Below are 17587 nucleotides of genomic sequence, written 5' to 3' on the forward strand. Positions count from 1 at the left end.
CACAACCGATCCCTCCCCCGGATCCAGTGAAACGTCGGAACGACGATTCGTATCGCGCTACGCAGTTTATCGGATCCGTTCGGATCGCGTCAGGAGGCCGCTCCGGCAACCGCCGTCGCTCACGGAGCGATCACCTCTTGGGACACACTCACTCCGGTTCAGCCACGAGGGCCTCGGCGATCAACTCGATCGGATGCGGTGGCTGCTGGTGCTCGGCATCCAGATCGGCGAGTTGGGTGCGACAGGACGCACCGGGAGCGACGACCATCTCGCCGTCACTCGCCGCGACTTGGTCGCCCAGGATCCGACCGATCGCCATCGAGAGGTCGTGGTGTTCGGCCTCGTAGCCGAACGAACCGGCCATCCCGCAACAGCCGGAATCGAGCGGATCCACCGCGTAGCCGGCACGGCGAAGCACGCCGACGGCGTGGTGGTCCGCGTTGGTCGCCTTCTGGTGGCAATGACCGTGGTACGTCAGCGTCCGGTCGGGTGCATCGAACGAGAGCTCCTCGTCGATCCGATACGCATCGATGAACTCCATCACGCTATAGGAATTGTTTGCCACGCGCTCGACGGCGGGACCATCGAGGAGATCGCGATACTCGTCCTGCACCATCACCGCGTCGGCGGGCTCGAGGAAAAGCACGCTCGCGCCGTCGTCGACGCGGCCGGCGAGCGCGCCGACGTTGGTTCGGGCTCGATCCCTGGCGGTCTCGAGGAACCCGGCGGAATAGGCGGCTCGGCCCGACGGCGCGAGATCGTCGGGCATTTCGACGCGGATCCCCGCTTCCTCGAGCACCGTGACCGCCGCCCTCCCCGGCGCCGGATGGCTGTAGTTCGTGTACGCGTCCGGAACGAGAACGACCGTTCCGCTTGCCGCTGCGGCATCGACTGCAGACCCATCCCTGGCCGCGAACCAGTCAGTCAGCGTCTCCGAACGGAACGTCGGCAGGGTCCGGTCGGCGGCGATCCCGAGCGTCCGCTCCAGTACCCAGCGGGCACCCGGAATCTCGGTCGCGGCGTTCGAGAGGGGCGCGAGCGCGCTCCCGATCGCCGAGATCCGATCGACGTCCCGGAAGAGGCGCTCCCGAAGGCTCGACCCGCGTTCCTCGTGGTGACGGTGTTTCACCTCGGCCTTCAGCTTCGCGAGGTCGACCCCGGTCGGGCAGTCGCTGGCACACCCCTTACAGCCGACACAGAGGTCGAGGACCTCGCCCTGGAACCGCTCCGAGTGGATCTCCTCGGCGGGAAGCTCGCCGCTGATGGCGGCCCGCAGGAGGTTGGCACGACCCCGGGTCGACTGGACCTCCTCGCTCGAGGCCCGATAGGTCGGGCACATCGTCCCCGAGTCGGTCTCCCGGCAGGTCGCACAGCCGTTGCACAGCTCGACGAGGTGGGAGAACCCGCCCTCCGACGCAAAGTCGAGCGTCGTCTGCGGCTCGATCGACCGATAGCGTGGCCCGTACCGAAGGTTCTCTCGGTTGTCCGCGCCGACGCCGCGCTCCGAGTCGGGGCCGGGGTCGTCGGGACCGTCGCGGTAGACCACGTTGCCGGGATGGAACAGCCAGTCGGGATCGACGGCCGTCTTCAGCTCCTTGAACGCCGTCCAGAGGGTCTCGCCGTACATCTTCGGCGTGAACTCGGTCCGGGCCATTCCGTCGCCGTGCTCCCCGGAGAACGCGCCGTGGTGCTCCAGCACCAGGTCCGTGACGTCCTCGGTGATCGAGTGGAGCGTCTCGACGCCCGACTCCGTCTTCAGGTTCAGTATCGGTCGGATGTGCAGCGTTCCGGATCCGGCGTGCGCGAAGTAGGCCGCGGTGGTGTCGTGCGCCTCGAGGATCGCTTGGAACGACTCGACGTACTCGGCGAGCTCCGCGGGCGGGACGGTCGCGTCCTCGATGAACGGGTACGGCTTCGGGTCGCCCTCGAGGCTCATCAGCAGGGGAATCGCCGCCTTGCGGAGCCGCCAGAGGTCCGCCTGTGCGGACTCCTCGTACGCCTCGATCGCCTCGAACGCGTCGCCGTTCGCGACGAACCGCTCGGTGGTGGCGGCGATCGCGTTCGCGAAGTCGTCGACGAGCTCGGAGTCGTACTCCACGAGGAGCGCGGCGGCGGTCCCATCCGGGATCGGCGCCGCGTACTCGGCGTAGCCCTCGGATTCTGCGGCCAGCCGGAACACCTCCTCGTCCATCAGCTCGACCGCGCTGACGTCGTGCTCGAGCGCCTCGGGAACCGCACGCAGGGCGTCGACCAGGTCGTCGAAGCAGTAGCAGACGAGCGCCGTCTCCGCGGGCACGGTCACCAGCGAGAGCTCGGCCTCCACGACGACGCCGAGGGTTCCCTCCGCGCCGACGAACAGCTTCGAGAGGTTGATGACGCGCTCGCCGTCCGCGCGCTCGTGGATGACTTTCTGGAGGTTGTATCCCGACACCGACCGCTTGAGGTCGGGATATCGATCCGCGATCTCCGCGGCGTTATCCTCGACGAGCCCCCGCACGGTCTCGTAGATCCGCGCCTCGACGTCGTCGCCCGCGACGATCGCCTCGTACTCGGGCGAGTCGAGGACGACCTCCCGGGTGTGGATCACCTCCCCGTTCGCGAGCACGACCCGCAGCTCCTCGACGTACGCGTCGGTGATTCCGTACCGGACCGAGTGCGCGCCGGTCGAGTTGTTGCCGATGCCGCCGCCGATGGTCGCCCGCCCCGACGACGCCGGGTCGGGCGCGAACCGGAGGCCGTGTTCCGCGAGCGCGTCGTCGAGGTGGTCCTGCACGACGCCCGGCTGCACGACCGCCCGGCGCTCGTCCGGCCGAACGGCCACGATGTCGTCCAGGTGGCGAGTCATATCCAGAACGACACAGCCCGGGCCGACGGCCTGTCCCGCGAGCGATGATCCGGTTCCGCGGGGTAACACCGGCACGTCGTGGGCGGCGGCGACCCGCACCGCGGCCTGCACGTCCGCCACGTCGGTCGGGAAGACGACGCCGGCTGGCCGCGCCTGATAAATGCTCCCGTCGGTGGCGTACAGCACCTGCGCGTACTCGTCGAACCGTACCTCGCCCGCGACCCGGTCCCGAAGGTCCGCCGCGAGCGCCGCGTGCTCCGCGACGTCCGGACGGTCGTACGGGAGCCGGGTCGCCGAGGTAGCGGGGTCGTAGTCCGCGCGGTCGTCCGCCGCCGTATCGTTCGAGTGGTCGTCGACCGCCATACGCGAACACCGTCCGGGATCCGGTTAAATGTGTGAGTCGATATCGCGGTTCGTGGTCACGATTGACCAATAGCGTCATCGCGATCGTGAACGGTTAGCCACGATCGGTTTAGTCACTCGATTTCCGGCCCGTGCACACGGGAGAGCCGAACCGAACTCCGTTTATATCCCCTCCTGAAGTCCCGGATTTATTTATATACCAACCCGAGGCGTTCCTCGCCGCGTTTATATACTCGACCGGAGTGGCGTGGGATATGCGTCAGGCACGCCTGCTCACGCCGGACGGCCCGGTCGCGGGACGGTACGAGGACGGGACGATACACGCCGATGACGGCGTCTACGAGGTCGGCGTCGACGGCCGGCTGCTGCCGCCGTGTGAGCCCTCGGCGCTCTATTGCGTGGGGCGGAACTACGCGGAGACGCTCGACCAGATGGCCTACGAGCGGCCGGCGGAACCCGACTTCTTCATCAAGCCGCCGACGAGCCTGCTCGGCCACGGGCAGCCGATCCCGGCGCCCGACTGGACCGACGAGCTGACCTACGCCGGCGAGCTCGTCGCGGTCATCGACCGGCGGTGTCGCGCGCTCGATCCGGCCGACGTGCCCGATGTCGTCCGGGGCTACACGATCCTGAACGACGTCGACGCGCTCGACCAGGTCGGGCGGACGGCCCGGAAGGCCTTCGACGGCTCGGCGCCGCTTGGCCCGTGGATCGAGACCGACCTCGCGGACCCGACCGACGTCGAGATGGAGACGATCGTCGCCGGCGAGCGGCGCCAGTCGGCGAACACCGAGCTGATGCTGTTCGACCCGTTCGAGCTCGTCGCGCACCTCTCCGAGCGGTTCACGCTGCGGCCGGGCGACTGCATCGCGTTCGGCAGCCCGGCGAACCCCGGCCTGATCGAACCCGGCGACGCGGTCTCGATCACCTACGAGGGCGTCGGGACGCTCGAGAACGCCGTGGCCGAGGGCGGATTTCCCTAGCGATCCGATTCCCCTCCCCCGAAACGAGGCGACGGTCCCTAGACGACCCGGTTTTCAAGCTCCGCGCCGGAAGCGAGCCGCTCGACGTTCCCCGCGAGGATCTCCGCACAGCGGTCGAAGTAGTTCGGCGTGTTGCCCGCGTTGTGCGCCGTGATCGTCACGTTGTCCAGGTCCCACAGCGGGTGGTCGTTCGGGAGCGGCTCCGGGTCGGTGACGTCGAGCGCGGCGGCCCGGATCTCGTCGTGCCGGAGCGCCTCGAGCAGCGCGTCCGTCTCGACGACGCCGCCGCGCGCGATGTTGACGAGAATTCCGTGCGTCGGCATCGACGTCAACAGTTCCGCGTCGACGAGCCCCGCGGTCGTCTCGGTGAGCGGGCACGCCAGTACCACGTGGTCCGCCGCGGCAACGGCCGCGTGCACGTCGTCGAAGCCATACACCTCGTCGGTGGGGCCGCCCTTCTCGGGCGTGTACCGGACGCCGAGCGTCTCGACGCCGAAGGCGTCCAGCCGCCGTGCGATCCCGGTTCCGATCGCGCCGAGGCCGACGATCGCCACGGTCGAGCCCTGCAGTTCGAGCACCGGGTGCGTCTGCCAGGCGCCGCGCTGTTTGTTGTCCCACGCTCGCGGGAACTGCCTCGCGTGGGCGATCAGGCTCCCGATCACGTGTTCGGAGATGTTCGGCACGTGGACGCCGGAGGCGTTCGTCACCGCGACGCCGTGGTCCTCGAACGCCTCCAGATCGAGGTGGCCGGTGCCGGCGTAGACCCCGGCGAACAGCTCGAGGTTCTCGGCGGCCGCGAGCTGGTCGCGGTCGAGCTCGAAGCCGGTCGCCACGCGGGCGGTTCGGAGGTACTCGCGCTGCTCGTCGGGCGTCGCGGGATGGACGATATTCCGGTCCGGGAGCCGCTCCCGAAGGATCGCGGCGTAGTCCGCTCCGTCCTGTCCGTGAAGCTTCTGCCGCAGGACCAACACGTCCGGGTCGGGCGAATCAACGTCCGAGTCGGAGGCACCAACGTCCGGGTCGGACGAATCAACGTCTGGGTCGGACATACGTCCCCGTTCCGCCACCGATCGCATAACAGTTATTGGTCCGACGGCTCGGTCACCGATCGAACCGTTCCCGTTCCTCGGCCACGACGGTGCCGCCGTATCGATCCAGCAGCGTCCCGATCGCGGACCCGAGCGCGCGCAGACACTGGCGCGTCGACTCGTAGCCGAGTTCGTCGGCCACCTCCTCCCGAGGCCGGCTCTGCAGCACCGTCCGGATCAGCAGCCGGACCTCCCGGTCCGTGAGAGCACCAGCGTCATCATCGAGCGCGTCCCGTTCGCTGTTATTCGGACCGTCACAGTCGCGCCCCCGACCGCCCGAGACGTCCCGGTCGAGCAGGGCGGCGAACGCGAGGTCGCGGGCCGCCCCCGGCACCACCTCGTATCCGCCGGGGCCGTCCGCGGCCGCGACCAGCGCGCGCCAGTCCCGCTCGTCGAGGGACAACCACTCGCCGCCGTCGACCGGACACGCCGCGATCGTCGCGGCGGCGACGTCGGGATCGAGATCGCGAAGGGCGTCCGAGAGCCCGTCCCGCAGCCGGTCCCGGAGCGCGGTCGCGTGCCGGTCCCGCAGTCGCTCGCCCGCCGCGCTCGCCGGGCGGATCATCACCGCCGATCGCTCCCCGGAGGCGTCGTTGCGCGTCGTCGAGACGTGGACCGTTCCGTAGCCCGCGCGCTGCCAGAAGCGGACCAGATCCGGCGTCGCGCCGTAGCTGACGCTGAAGTAGTCGACCGTTGCGTGGTCCGCTTCGGCCCCGGTGAACTCGTCGTGGACTCGGTCGAGGAGCTGGCTTCCGAGCCCCCGCCGACGGAGGGCGGGATGGGTCGCGATCCGCATCGTTCGGATCCCGACCGGGGTTCCGGCGTCCTCGTCACGCAGCTGGCTCGTGAGCACGTCGGGGACCATGTTCCCCCGGACGCGAGCGCCCTCGTACATCGACGCCCGGCGGTCGGCGGAGAGCCCTCCTTCCCGGGCCAACAGCGCCACGGCGATCACGTGTCCTCGCGCCGTCAGCGCGCGCACCGAGAGGTTCGGCGCGTCGAGCAGCCGGGCCAGGTCGTTCGGCTCGGTCCGGTAGTGTGCGAACACGAGCAGGCCGAACGCCTCCGCGAGCAGCCGTTCGTCGGCGAGCAGGTCGTCCGTGGTCAGCCGACGATAGGTGACGTCCGGCGCCGAGCCGCTGACGTCCGGCGCCGGATCGGATCCATCGCTCGCGGGCGTGGCATTCGGTCCGGATCCATCGCTCTCGGGCGCGTCGTCGACCCACACGTCCTCGACTGCTTCGGCGACGACCGGGGCGGCATCGAGCAACAACGCGCGGAACGCCCACCGCTCGATCGGGTCGTCGCGCGCGTACCGGATCGGCTGGTCGAGCCGGATCTCCCCGAGGTCCCGTCCGGTCTCGCCCGCCTCGGCCCGCAGCCGGTCCAGGAAGCGCACCGAGAACCCGCGTCCGGCACCCTCGTAGCCGTGGATCGTGGTGCAGAAGGCGACCGCCTCGGCCGCGAGCAACGCCTCCAGCGTCGCGACCGGCAGCGCAGCCGCCTCGTCGACGATGAGGACGTCCGCCCCGTCACCGCCGGCACGCTCCGCGGCGACGGGCGGGGAAACGTAGCCGACCGATCCGCCGGTTCCGGTCTCGATCCGGCGGCCGTCCTCGTCGGTGACGTCGACGGTGCCGACGGTCCGGATCGCGTTCCGCGCCGAGAGCACCTTGCGAACCCGGTCGAACAGCGGGCCGACGGCGTCGACGGACGGCGCCGTGACGCGAACGTCCAACCCCTCCAGGGCGAACGCCGCCGCGGCGAGCCCGGCCGCGCTCGACTTCCCGCGTCCTCTGTCGGATTCGACCACGACCGACGCAGGTCCCGGGCCGCGAAGGGATTCGAACGCCCGGACCGCCCGAACCTGGTCCCGCGTCCGGCAGGCCGCGTAGACGGCGTCCGGAAACGCGGCTCCCGCGGGGGCGTCGAACGTCCGATCCTCGGAGCGCTCCCGTGGTCGTTCCGGAGACCGCTCGGAGGACCGCTCCGAAGGGTTGGTGAGTCCCGGATCGCGAACGGTGGCGGCGGTACTGCCGTGGTCGGCATCGTCCTCGCCCTGCGCGTCGCCCTCGCCCTGCGCGTCGCCCTCGCCCTGCACAGCAACCGCGGACGACGCGTCCGCCACGTCGACGATCGCGATCCCCTCGTGGTCCCGGATCGTCGAGACGAGCCGATCGCGAAACCGGCCGGTGACGTCGTCGATCCCGAACGGCGGGACCGCAAGCCCCTCGTCGAACCCGTCACGGATCGCCGGCCAGTCCGCGAGCGGCGGCGTCACGAGCACGAGGAGCCCGCCGCCGTCGACCGCGCCGACGACCTGTCCGAGCGCGTTCGGCCGGAATCGCTCGTGGCAGTCGAGCACGACGACGTCGCGAGTGGTTCCGAGCAGGTCGTCGGCGTGGACGGGCGCGACGCGGTCGAACCGGAACCCCTCGCGGGTCGAGACGATGGAGACGTCCAGACCGGCCTCCCCGGTCGCCGCTGCCCGCGTCTCGTTCCCCTCCAGGTCGGGATGGTCCTCCAGAGTCACCCGATTCTCGGCGTCCGGTCGAACCTCGACGTCAGCCCGGGCATCGGCGGTCCCTCGGACATCGGCGTTCCCCCGGGTCTCGGTGTCAGCCCGAGCATCGGCGTCCGCCCGGACCTCGACGTCAGCCCGGGTCTCGACGTCCCCCCGGACCTCGATGCCCGATCCGTCCTCGACGTCCGTCCTCCACTCGAGGGCCTCGATCGCGGTGTAGGCGGCGTCGATCCCGGCGTCGCGGTCGCCCGCCAGCACGAGCCCGCGGCGCTCGTTGCTCCGGACCGCCTCCGCCCGGAGCCGGCGCGCAAGCTCGGCGACGTCCGTGATCTCCTCTCCCGTCACCGCGTCGCTCGTCATTGCGTCGGGATTCGGGAGGCGACCGTATGTGGCTTTCGAGCGGGAGGCTTAACGCGACGGAGCCCGTCTCCTCGAATATGTCGACCGTCACGCTCGTCGGGACGCGGCTCGCCGACGTCGGCCGGGAGTTCGTCTACCGCGGCGAGTCCGACGACTGCGAGGGCTGTCCCTACCGGGACCAGTGTCTCAACCTCTCGGCGGGGACCCGCTACCGGATCACCGACGTTCGGGAGAACGCCCAGACGCTCGAGTGTGCGGTCCACGACTCCGGGGTGCGCGCGGTCGAGGTCGAACCCGCCTCGGTCCCGGCGAACGTTCCCTCCAGGCAGGCCTACGCCGGCAGCCGCGCCTCGCTGGCCGGAGACTGCCCGCACACCGACTGCCCCAGCCATCAGTACTGCGTCCCCGAGGGCGCCGACTTCGACGAGGAGCGAACGATCCAGCAGGTGCTCGGGGAACCGCCGCACGACTACTGTATGCTCGATCGCGACCTCACGCTCGTGGAGTTCGCGCCCGAGGAGTGAGGATGACCGACGGATCGGACCCAGCCGACGGGACCGAAACGTGGTTGACGCCGAGCCGCTTCGTTTGGCTCGCGCTGCTCGCCGTCGGCCTGATCGTCGCCTCGTTCGTGGTCCGCGGCCTGAGTCGGCTCGTCGTCGGCTACGGGACCGCGATGGCCCTCTCGGCGCCGTTCCTCGCCGCCGGCGGACTGCTCGTGGTCGGGCTCACGCTTCGAGGCCTGCTCGACCTGATCGGGATCGCGCCGATCGACGACGCGTGAGGAATCCTCAGTCCGCCGAGGGGGTCGCCAGGTACTTCTCGTTGAACTCGTACTCGCCGTCCTCGCCCTCGACCAGGTACTCGCCGTAGTAGGGAACCCGGTTCGCGACGACCGCCTCGAACGTCTCGGCGATCTCCTCGCGGGTCATCTCCCCCATCGACCGAAGGTCGTCGTTCCGGTTGAGACAGCCTTTAAGGTACCCCTCGTGGGTGACGCGGACGCGGCCGCAGTTGGCACAGAACGTCTCGTTCTCGACGGGATCGACGATCTCGACCATCCCGGTTCCGGCGGCGTCCGGATGGTTCGCGTCCACGGCGCCGCCGTCGAGGTCGACGTCGGGCGCGGTCCCGTCGTCGCTGATGTAGTAGCGCTTTCGGTCGTGCATCTCGCGGTGCTCGACGCGGTCGGCGACGTCGGCGAGCCAGTCGTGGACGCGGTCGATGTCGATGTTCCACTCCGGCTTGCCGGTCAGCTCGGGCATGTACTCGATGAGCTGGAGCTGGAGCCCGTCGTTCTTCGCGACGTGGTCGACCATCCCCTCGACGTAGCCGGCGGTGTGTTCGAAGACGACCATGTTGAGCTTCACCGGGGCGAGTCCGGCGTCGAGGGCGGCCTCGACGCCCTCCAGAACGCGCTCGTAGGCGCCGGACTCGGTGATCTCCGCGAACGCCTCCGGGTCCAGCGCGTCCTGGGAGACGTTGACCCTGTCGAGGCCGGCCGCCTTCAGGTCCTCGGCGCGACCAGGGAGGAACGTCCCGTTCGTCGTCATCGAGACCTCCATCGAGTCCGGCGTCCGGCGGATGATCTCCTCGAGATCCTCCCGGAGCATCGGCTCGCCGCCGGTGAACTTCACCGAGTCGACGCCGTACCCCTCGACGACCTCCAGGAACCGGACGATCTCGTCGGCGGTCATTTCGTTCTCGCTCGGCTCCATCGGTCCCCGCGTGTCGCCGAGCCCCTCGTTGTGACAGTAGACGCAGTCGAAGTTACACCGGTCCGTAAGCGAGATCCGGACGCCGGTGACCTCCCGTCCGAAATCGTCCGAGAGCGGTTCGGGCATATGCGAAGAATGCCGCCATACGTGCTTAAACATCCGGGTCGAAACGGCATTCTCGTAACCTCGATAGGTTACGGATCGACGACACGACGTCGGTCGTCGTTTCGATCCGGCGGCGGTCGAACGGACGTTCTGACGCCGGGCGAGCGGACGTTCTGATGCCGGCCGAACGGACGATCCGACGCCGGGCGGAGGGGTGATCCGGCGCCGGTCGAGCGGACGATCCGACGCCGGGCGGAGGGGTGATCCGGCGCCGGGCGGAGTGACGTGACGCCGCAGTCGGCCGGACCGGGTCGGTTCCTCCTCAGGCGGACCCGGAATCCCCGTTCACGGGAATCGAGAGCCGGAGCCCGTCGCGGGCGGTCTCGACCTCGCCCGAAAACCCGGCCGCGGAGACGGCGTCGACCATCTCCTCCTCGCGGCCGCGAGTGTGGGGGTAGAGGTGCGTGAGATAGAGACGGCCGACGTCGACGTCCGCGAGGGCCTCGCCGAGAGCGGTCGGCGTGGGATGGTTCGAGACGTCCACGTCGTCCGGAAACGAGCAGTCGTGGAGAAGGACCGACGCGCCGTCGACGAACCGCGCGATCCCGGCGAACGCCTCGGTGTCGCCGGAGAACGCCACGGGACCGTCCCGGGCCGCGACTCCGGACTCCACCGGCGCGAATCGGTAGGCGTGACCCGGCAGGGAGTGGCGCGTGTCCGCGGCGGCCACGTCGAAGCCGCCCGCCGAAAAGTCGTCGCCGGGCGTCACCTCCCGCACCGCCAGATCGACGCGCCCGTCGAGGTACTCGTGGACGTCGAGGAGCCCGTCGAGCAGCGACTTCGTCCCCGGGGGGCCGAGGACCTCGAGATGCTCCTGGCCGGCGAGCCACCGCGCCTTCAGAAGCGCCAGCAGGTCCGAGACGTGGTCGAGGTGGTGGTGCGTGAGCAGCACCGTCCCGACGCCCTCGTAGCCGACGTCGGTCCCGGCGAGCCGCCCGAGGACGCCGCTCCCGCAGTCGACCAACAGCGCCCGGTCGCCGGTCTCGAGCAGGAGTCCGGTCTGGGCCCGGTCGGGAACGGCCATCGCGCTCCCCGACCCGAGCACCGTCAGCCGGATCGTTTCCGGGGAATCGGTCATACGACCACTACGGGACGCCGGCGGTAAGAAAGGTTTCAAAGGCCTTTTGACTAATTACTCAGTAAGTTCAGCCCCATCCGCTATGGACGACGACCCGGCGACCGAGATCCTCGAGGCCACCTATCGCGCCCTGTGCCGGCACGGCTACGCGGATCTCACGATCAAGGACATCGCCGCCGAGGCCGACCGGAGCACGGCGTCCGTCCACTACTACTTCGACGACAAGCAGACCCTCTTCGTCGAGTTTCTGGAGTACCTTTATGACCGCTACACCGCCCAGCTCGCGGCCATCGACGGGGACACCGCACGCGACCGGCTCGCCGCGCTGTTGGAGACGGTCCTCGCCGACGACGAGACCGGAACCGGACTGGAGTTCCGGACGGCGATGCTCGAGGTGACGGCGCAGGCGCCCTACGACGACGCCATCCGCGCGCGGCTGGCCGCCTTCGACGACGTGCTCTTCGACCGGATACGCGCGATCATCGAGGACGGAATCGACCGTGGCGAGTTCGACGCGACGGTCGACCCGACCGTCGCCACCGAGTTCCTCGTGACGGCCGTCTCGGGCGCGTACACCCGGCAGGTCGCGATGGACCGCTCGCCCGAGCAGCTCCGCGCGACGATGACTCGATACGTCGAAACGCGGCTGCTGGCGGAGTGACCGTCGGTTGCCGGCTCGCGTCCCTTCCGGCGTCGCTCGATTCCACGTTCTCGATGCGCGGCTTCGCGCCGCCCACGGAGGAACGTTTTTATATTTCGTTCGGGATCCACCGGTAATGTCCCTGCTTCAGACGGTCGTTCCCGGCACTCCGGAACTGATCATCCTCCTGTTGATCGCCGTGATCCCGTTCGCCGTCGCGGTGGTGGTATCCGGGCTGATCTATCGGGACGCGAAAAAGCGGAACAGCGGCCACGCGCTGGCGTGGGCGGTCGGCGGGTTCTTCGGGGGAATCGTGGTCTGGATCCTCTATTTGGTCGTTCGGGATGAGGTCGGCCCCGGCGGTGCCGGCAGGGGCGGTGGCCGTTCTCGGGTGTGAGGAACGGGTCGGCCGAGCACCGGACCCCACGGAGCCCGGCGCGATCACGCATCGTCGGCGGCGACCGGATCGTCCGCGGAACCGTGTGCCTCGTCCACGGGATGGTCCGTCTCGTCCGCGGAACGCTCCGCCTCGCGTGTCTCGTCCGCGGAACGCTCCGCCTCGTGTTCGAGTGCCGCCCGCTGGAGTTCGTCGATCCGTGGAACGTCGGTCACGTTCGAGAGGACGACGAGTGCTTCGAGCGTCGACGATCCGGTACGGGGATCGTCGCCGGCGAGGACCTCGACCGTGTCGGCCTCCTGCTCGATCCACTGGCGGGCGCTCTCGAAACCCCGCCGTGAGAGCTCGCTCGGGGGACCCGACAGCACGACGAGGACGCGCTCGGCGCTGGAGACGTCGCACGGGACCGTCAGCCGCGAGGAGGTCGCCCGCTGGACGAGGGAGTTGACCTTCGCGGCGTCGGTCGTCCGCTCCGGCTCCTCGGGCCCATAGCCGAACCACGAGAGCAGACGGGCCAACAGACCCGTCCCCGAGTCGACCTCGGTCGTGGCGTGGCCGATCGAGGCGATGCCGCCCGGCGCGAGCGTCCGCACCACGTCGCTGGAGTCCACGGCGTTCTCGGCGATCGGCGACGAGTCGCGCTCGCCCGCGGCGAACAGGGTGACGATCCGTTCGGCCAGCGCCCGTGCCGCCTCGTCACGGTCCGGCGACTCGGACCGCAGCCAGGCGTCGTGGTCGAAGGTGATCGTGCTCTCCGCCGCCGGGACGATCGACCGCAGCGCGCGGGCGGCGTTGAGCGCTGCCGTCCCGCCGTCCGACTCGTCCGGCAGAACGCCCAGCGCGTACACCGGCTCGTCGTAGGTCGCCTGCAGCTCCTCGACGAGCACCGATCCGGCGCCGCTGCCGGTCGCGCTTCCGAGTCCCGCGACGACGAGGACGCCGTCGGCGTCGTAGACGTCGAGCGCGTCCAGCGCGCGCCGGATCTCCGGGAGGTCGCCCCGCGTCACCTCGGCCGCGAGCTCGGGGCCGCCGTCGACGCCGTCGGCCGTGACCTCCGGGTGGGTGTCGCCGATGAGGACGCGACGCTCCTCGGGGATCGTCCCGACGTCGTCGGTCATCGTCCGTGAGATGTCACAGACGAGCGCGTTCCCCCCGGAGAACGCGCGGCCGGTCTCCGCCTCGCGATCGCGGATGCGGTCGACGATCCGGCTGCCGGTCGCCCCGACGCCGACGAGTGCGAGCTCCATCGGCTAGACGACCGGGTCGAGGTCGTCGTTCTCGTCGGTGATCAGGTCGTTGATCTCCTCCTCGCGGACGGCCTCCTGCTCGGCGATCTTCTCCTGGGCGTCGACGGCCTGGTTCTGGATCTCGTCGATTCGTGGGGTCTCGGTGACGTTCGAGAGGAGGACCGCCGCCGCGAGCTGGGGGGATTTCCGCCGCGGGTCGTCGCCGACGAGGACCTCGACCGTGTCGGCCTCCTGTTCGAGCCACTGGCGTGCGCTCTCGATGCCCTTCCGGGAGAACTCGCTCGGGGGACCGGACAGCACGACCAGCACCCGGTCGGCGCTGGAGATCTCGGCGGGCACCGTGAGCCGGGAGTTGACCGCCCGGCGGACGAGCCCCTGGATCTTGGTCGCCTTGCTGCTGTCGTCCTCCGGCGCCGCGTCGCCGGTGCTCCAGCGGTCGAGCAGGCCGCCGGTCGCGGCGTCGTTGTCGACCTCGGTGGCGGCGTAGCCGATCGTCGAGACGCCGCCGGTGTCGAGCGTGCGGATGATGTCGCTGGAGTCCATCGCGTTCTCGGCGACCTCCGAGTCGTCCGTCTCGCCGGCCGCAAGCAGGGTGACGAGGCGGGCCGCGAGCTCGCGGTTCATCTGCTCGTAGCCCTCCTCGATCGTCTGCTCGCGGGCCCGCCAGGCGTCGTTGTCGAAGCCGATGAAGTTGTCGACCTTGGTGACGAACGACTGCAGCGACCGGGCCGCGTTCAACGCCGGGCGGCCGCCCTCGTACTTGCCGGGCAGGACGCCCAGCCCGTACACCGGCTCGTCGTACATCTCCTGGAGGGTCTCGATCACGACCGGGCCGCCGCCGCTGCCGGAGCCGCCGCCGAGGCCCGCGACGACCAGCAGCGCGTCCACCTCGTGGATGTCGACGTCGTCGAACGCGCGGCGGATCTCCTCGATGTCGGCCTTTGCCACCTCGGCGCCGACCTCGACGTCGCCGCCGACGCCGTGGCCCTTCGCCTTCTGGTTCGTGTCGCCGATCAGGACGCGCCGGTCTTCGGGGATGTAATCCGGCTTCGCGAGGTCGGTCCGCGCGGTGTTGATCGCGTGAACGTGCTGGCAGAGGTTCCGATCGGTTTGGGACTCGAACTCGAGCATCCGGTCGACGATCTTGCTCCCGGCGTTCCCGACGCCGATCGTGGCGAGCTTCATACCCTCCGTTCACGCTCCAGGGGTTTTAAAGTCGATGTAATTTGTGTTTGACAATTTTGAGGGCGAAACGATCGTTCGATCCGGATGCTGCGATGACGTCCGTCTGACGAACTCCGGAATTCCTCGGGGTCATCCCACCTTCGGGACGAACGGTGCCGCCCGCTTCAGTAAGTGGTGCGTCACACGCCGACCGACGAAACTAATGAATTCATATTGAAACGTCAATGCGACGCCGAACGGCCGATCGACCGATCACTCGAACGGCCACCCGACGAACCGAACGACCGCGATCCTCAGGCCGAGGTGACCGATCCCTCCTCGTTCGGCTGCACGACGACGAACCCGTCCTCGCCGGTGAACGCCATCTGGATCGATTCGCCGGACTTCTGTCCGATCTCGATCGCCTTGTTCGTCTCGAGGGACGGCGAGAGGTGCCCGCTCCAGGCGACGGTCGCGTCCGGGTCGGTGAACACGGGCGGCTGCAACACGACCGGATCGCCGTGGGTCGTGAGCGCGATCCGGCCCGGTCCGGAGAGGTAGACGTTCGTCAGCCCGCCGGCGGCCATCCCGGAGAGGCTCCCGACCGTATTGATCTCGTAGTCGACGGTCGACTCGAACGCGAGGACGTCGTTCCCGTTGACCGAGATCGACTCGCCGTCCGCGAGCTCGAGGACCTGCACCTTCTTCCCGTTCTCCGCGACGTAGAGGTGGCCGGCCCCCTCGGCCTCCATCACGGGGGTTCCCTCGCCGCTGACGGCCTCCTTGAGAAAGCCGGAGACGCCGCCTTCGGCCGACGACCGGCCCGTGAACGTGACGTCGCCGGTGTACGCCACCATCGATCCCGCCTTGACCATCACGGTCCCGTCGAGGGAGATCCCGAGAAGCCGGTTGTTCTCCGTTCGAAACGCCTCGCCGCCGTCCGTCGGCCGGTTCGCCCGCGTGAATTCCTGAACGTCCATCGTGACGTCACGGGATCGGTCGGGATGGTACTAAGGTGTCGGGATGACTCAAACCCGAATTTGGGCCTTCCGGGCTTCGCCTCGGGGCGGCCCCTCCCCGATTCCGTCGCCATCCCGCCGCCACCCCGTCGGAACCCCTTTGAGGACGGCTCTCGGAGCCTCCAGGTATGATCGACGAGACCGTCGCGGAGATCCGCGCGATGCAGACCCACAGCTCCTCCGTCGTCGCGGTGAAGGCCGCCGAGGCGCTCGCCGACCTCCTCGACCGGGAGTACGCCTCCCTCGAGGCGTTCGAGCGTGACCTCGAACACAACGCGGGCGTTCTCCGCCGATCCGACACCTCCCACGCCGCACTCCACAACGCGGTCCGGGACGTCGAACGCGCCGTCATCGGGGAGGCGGAGTCGGTCGAGGGCGCAAAGCACCTGCTGGAGGCCGCGATCGACGACGCGGTCGACGCGGTCGAGACCGGCAAGCGCCGGGCGGCCGAACACGCCGCGAACCTCCTCGCCGACGGCGACACGATCCTCACGCACGATTACTCCTCGACGGTCCTGGAGGCGGTCGAGAACGCGACGGCCGAGGGGACGCACCTCTCGGCGTACGCGACGGAGGCACGCCCCCGGTACCTCGGCCGGAAGTCGGCGCGTGCGCTGTCGGCAAACCCCCGCGTCGACGCGACGATGGTGGTCGACGGCGCGATGGGTCACGCCCTCCGGAAGTGCGACCGCGTCCTGCTCGGGATGACCTGCATCACCGACGGGACCTACTACAACCGGATCGGCACCTTTCCGCTCGTGACGACCGCCGCCGAGCTCGGAGTTCCGGTAACCGTGGTCGGCTCGAGCGCGAAGATAATCGAGTCCTTCCGCTTCGAGAACGACTTCCGCGACCCCGTCGAGGTGATGCGCGAGCCGATCGAGGACGTGAGGATCGAGAACCCCGCCTACGACGCGACGCCGGTCGAGGCGGTCGATCAGGTCATCACCGACGAGGGTGACGTCCCGATCGACGACCTGACGCCGTCGTCGTAGGCAGGCCGGCGACCGGGGAAACACCCACGAGGGTGGCCGTCCTGTCTCGGGTATGTCCACCCCGACCGATGTGGCTGACTCGGAACGAGCGACCGACTCGAAACGAGCGACCGACTCGGAACGAGCGACCGACTCGGAACGAGCAGCTGCCGACGTCGGCCCCTTCGTCGTTCGGGTCCTCCTGTACGACGGGTTCGACGAGCTCGACGCGATCGCCCCCTACGAGGTGTTCGCCACCGCCGGCGAGTTCCTCGCGGAGCGGTCCTTCGAGGGGGATCTCGACGCGACCGCACCGTCCGCCATCGACGTCGAATACGCAACCCTCGAACCCCGTGACCGCGTGGTCGCGAGCCACGGGACGCGGATCGAGCCGGACGGAACGCTCGCTGGCCCGGACCGAACGGGGGACGCCGTGCCCGCCGCCGATCACCCTGATCTGCTCGTCGTCCCGGGCGGCGGCTGGAACGCCCGGGACGCGGCGGCGAGCGCGTGGGTGGAGGCCCGACGCGGCGTCATCCCCGACGCGCTCGCTTCGTTCGCGGAAACGGACGTCCGGCTGGCGTCGGTGTGCACCGGAACGATGCTGCTCGCCACGGCGGGGATCACCGACGGTCGCCGAGCGGTGACACACGCGAGCGCGATCGATGACCTTCGGGAGTCGGGAGCGACGGTCGTCGACGCCCGAGTCGTCGACGACGGCGACGTCGTGAGCGCCGGCGGGGTGACCTCCGGGATCGACCTCGGGCTGTATCTCGTTCGCGACGTCTTCGGCGACGCGCTCGCGGACCGGGTCGCCACGGTGCTCGAGTACGAGCCGCGAGGGAACGTGGCCGGACGACCCGACTGACCGCGACGAACGGCGGCCGGACGACCCGACTGACCGCGACGAACGGCGGCCGGACGACTCGACTGACCGCGACGAACTATCGACCGATCCGCGAAAGCGGAGGGAACCGATCCCGCCGTCGGCGGTTAGATTCGACGCGAATGGCAATACATTT

General features: G+C 69.5%; 15 protein-coding genes. 7 read left to right on the forward strand and 8 right to left on the reverse strand.

Features of this window, described 5'->3' with window-relative positions:
* Positions 1 to 148: 148 nt before the first annotated feature.
* Positions 149 to 3208 (reverse strand): FAD-binding and (Fe-S)-binding domain-containing protein, encoded by a 3060-nt coding sequence (locus BLV25_RS13295; protein ID WP_092734148.1) that lies wholly within the window; start codon positions 3206 to 3208, stop codon positions 149 to 151.
* 254 nt (positions 3209 to 3462) lie between these two features.
* Here BLV25_RS13295 and BLV25_RS13300 point away from each other — a divergent pair, with 254 nt between their 5' ends.
* Positions 3463 to 4191 carry a fumarylacetoacetate hydrolase family protein gene (locus BLV25_RS13300; protein ID WP_092734151.1) on the forward strand — a complete coding sequence of 243 codons (729 nt, stop codon included), beginning with the start codon at positions 3463 to 3465 and terminating at the stop codon, positions 4189 to 4191.
* A 38-nt stretch (positions 4192 to 4229) separates the two neighbouring features.
* Here the strand turns inward: BLV25_RS13300 and BLV25_RS13305 are convergent, their stop codons facing one another.
* Complete coding sequence (locus tag BLV25_RS13305; protein ID WP_092734154.1) at positions 4230 to 5240, reverse strand: D-2-hydroxyacid dehydrogenase; 1011 nt, start codon at positions 5238 to 5240, stop codon at positions 4230 to 4232.
* Positions 5241 to 5292: 52 nt separating this feature from the next.
* Positions 5293 to 8163, reverse strand: coding sequence for a GNAT family N-acetyltransferase (locus tag BLV25_RS13310; RefSeq protein ID WP_092734157.1), 2871 nt, complete (start codon positions 8161 to 8163; stop codon positions 5293 to 5295).
* Positions 8164 to 8240: 77 nt separating this feature from the next.
* Here BLV25_RS13310 and BLV25_RS13315 point away from each other — a divergent pair, with 77 nt between their 5' ends.
* Complete coding sequence (locus tag BLV25_RS13315; protein WP_021072431.1) at positions 8241 to 8687, forward strand: UPF0179 family protein; 447 nt, start codon at positions 8241 to 8243, stop codon at positions 8685 to 8687.
* Between the two features lie 2 nt (positions 8688 to 8689).
* Positions 8690 to 8947, forward strand: coding sequence for a hypothetical protein (locus BLV25_RS13320; RefSeq protein WP_021072430.1), 258 nt, complete (start codon positions 8690 to 8692; stop codon positions 8945 to 8947).
* A 7-nt stretch (positions 8948 to 8954) separates the two neighbouring features.
* On the opposite strand, the gene moaA is transcribed toward BLV25_RS13320, so the two are convergent.
* On the reverse strand, positions 8955 to 10007 hold the full coding sequence (gene moaA / locus BLV25_RS13325; protein ID WP_021072429.1) for a GTP 3',8-cyclase MoaA: 1053 nt from the start codon (positions 10005 to 10007) through the stop codon (positions 8955 to 8957).
* A 301-nt stretch (positions 10008 to 10308) separates the two neighbouring features.
* The gene (locus tag BLV25_RS13330; RefSeq protein ID WP_092734318.1) at positions 10309 to 11103 is read right to left on the reverse strand and encodes an MBL fold metallo-hydrolase; all 795 of its coding nucleotides are present in this window, start codon (positions 11101 to 11103) and stop codon (positions 10309 to 10311) included.
* 103 nt (positions 11104 to 11206) lie between these two features.
* Here BLV25_RS13330 and BLV25_RS13335 point away from each other — a divergent pair, with 103 nt between their 5' ends.
* Positions 11207 to 11785, forward strand: coding sequence for a TetR/AcrR family transcriptional regulator (locus BLV25_RS13335; RefSeq protein ID WP_021072427.1), 579 nt, complete (start codon positions 11207 to 11209; stop codon positions 11783 to 11785).
* A gap of 115 nt (positions 11786 to 11900) precedes the next feature.
* Positions 11901 to 12161, forward strand: a complete 261-nt coding sequence (locus BLV25_RS13340) for a hypothetical protein (protein WP_021072425.1) — start codon at positions 11901 to 11903, stop codon at positions 12159 to 12161.
* Positions 12162 to 12205: 44 nt separating this feature from the next.
* Here the strand turns inward: BLV25_RS13340 and BLV25_RS13345 are convergent, their stop codons facing one another.
* The 3 genes from BLV25_RS13345 to BLV25_RS13355 form a co-directional block, all read right to left on the reverse strand.
* On the reverse strand, positions 12206 to 13408 hold the full coding sequence (locus BLV25_RS13345; RefSeq protein ID WP_092734160.1) for a tubulin/FtsZ family protein: 1203 nt from the start codon (positions 13406 to 13408) through the stop codon (positions 12206 to 12208).
* 3 nt (positions 13409 to 13411) lie between these two features.
* Complete coding sequence (locus BLV25_RS13350; protein WP_021072423.1) at positions 13412 to 14593, reverse strand: tubulin/FtsZ family protein; 1182 nt, start codon at positions 14591 to 14593, stop codon at positions 13412 to 13414.
* Positions 14594 to 14886: 293 nt separating this feature from the next.
* On the reverse strand, positions 14887 to 15552 hold the full coding sequence (locus tag BLV25_RS13355; protein ID WP_021072422.1) for an AIM24 family protein: 666 nt from the start codon (positions 15550 to 15552) through the stop codon (positions 14887 to 14889).
* A gap of 167 nt (positions 15553 to 15719) precedes the next feature.
* Here BLV25_RS13355 and BLV25_RS13360 point away from each other — a divergent pair, with 167 nt between their 5' ends.
* Together BLV25_RS13360 and BLV25_RS13365 are read left to right on the forward strand one after the other, a co-directional pair.
* The gene (locus BLV25_RS13360; protein ID WP_021072421.1) at positions 15720 to 16586 is read left to right on the forward strand and encodes a translation initiation factor eIF-2B; all 867 of its coding nucleotides are present in this window, start codon (positions 15720 to 15722) and stop codon (positions 16584 to 16586) included.
* 52 nt (positions 16587 to 16638) lie between these two features.
* The gene (locus BLV25_RS13365; protein WP_092734163.1) at positions 16639 to 17433 is read left to right on the forward strand and encodes a DJ-1/PfpI family protein; all 795 of its coding nucleotides are present in this window, start codon (positions 16639 to 16641) and stop codon (positions 17431 to 17433) included.
* Positions 17434 to 17587: the final 154 nt, after the last annotated feature.

Origin of the sequence: Halopenitus persicus (assembly GCF_900107205.1) — an archaeon.
Lineage (GTDB): Archaea > Halobacteriota > Halobacteria > Halobacteriales > Haloferacaceae > Halopenitus > Halopenitus persicus.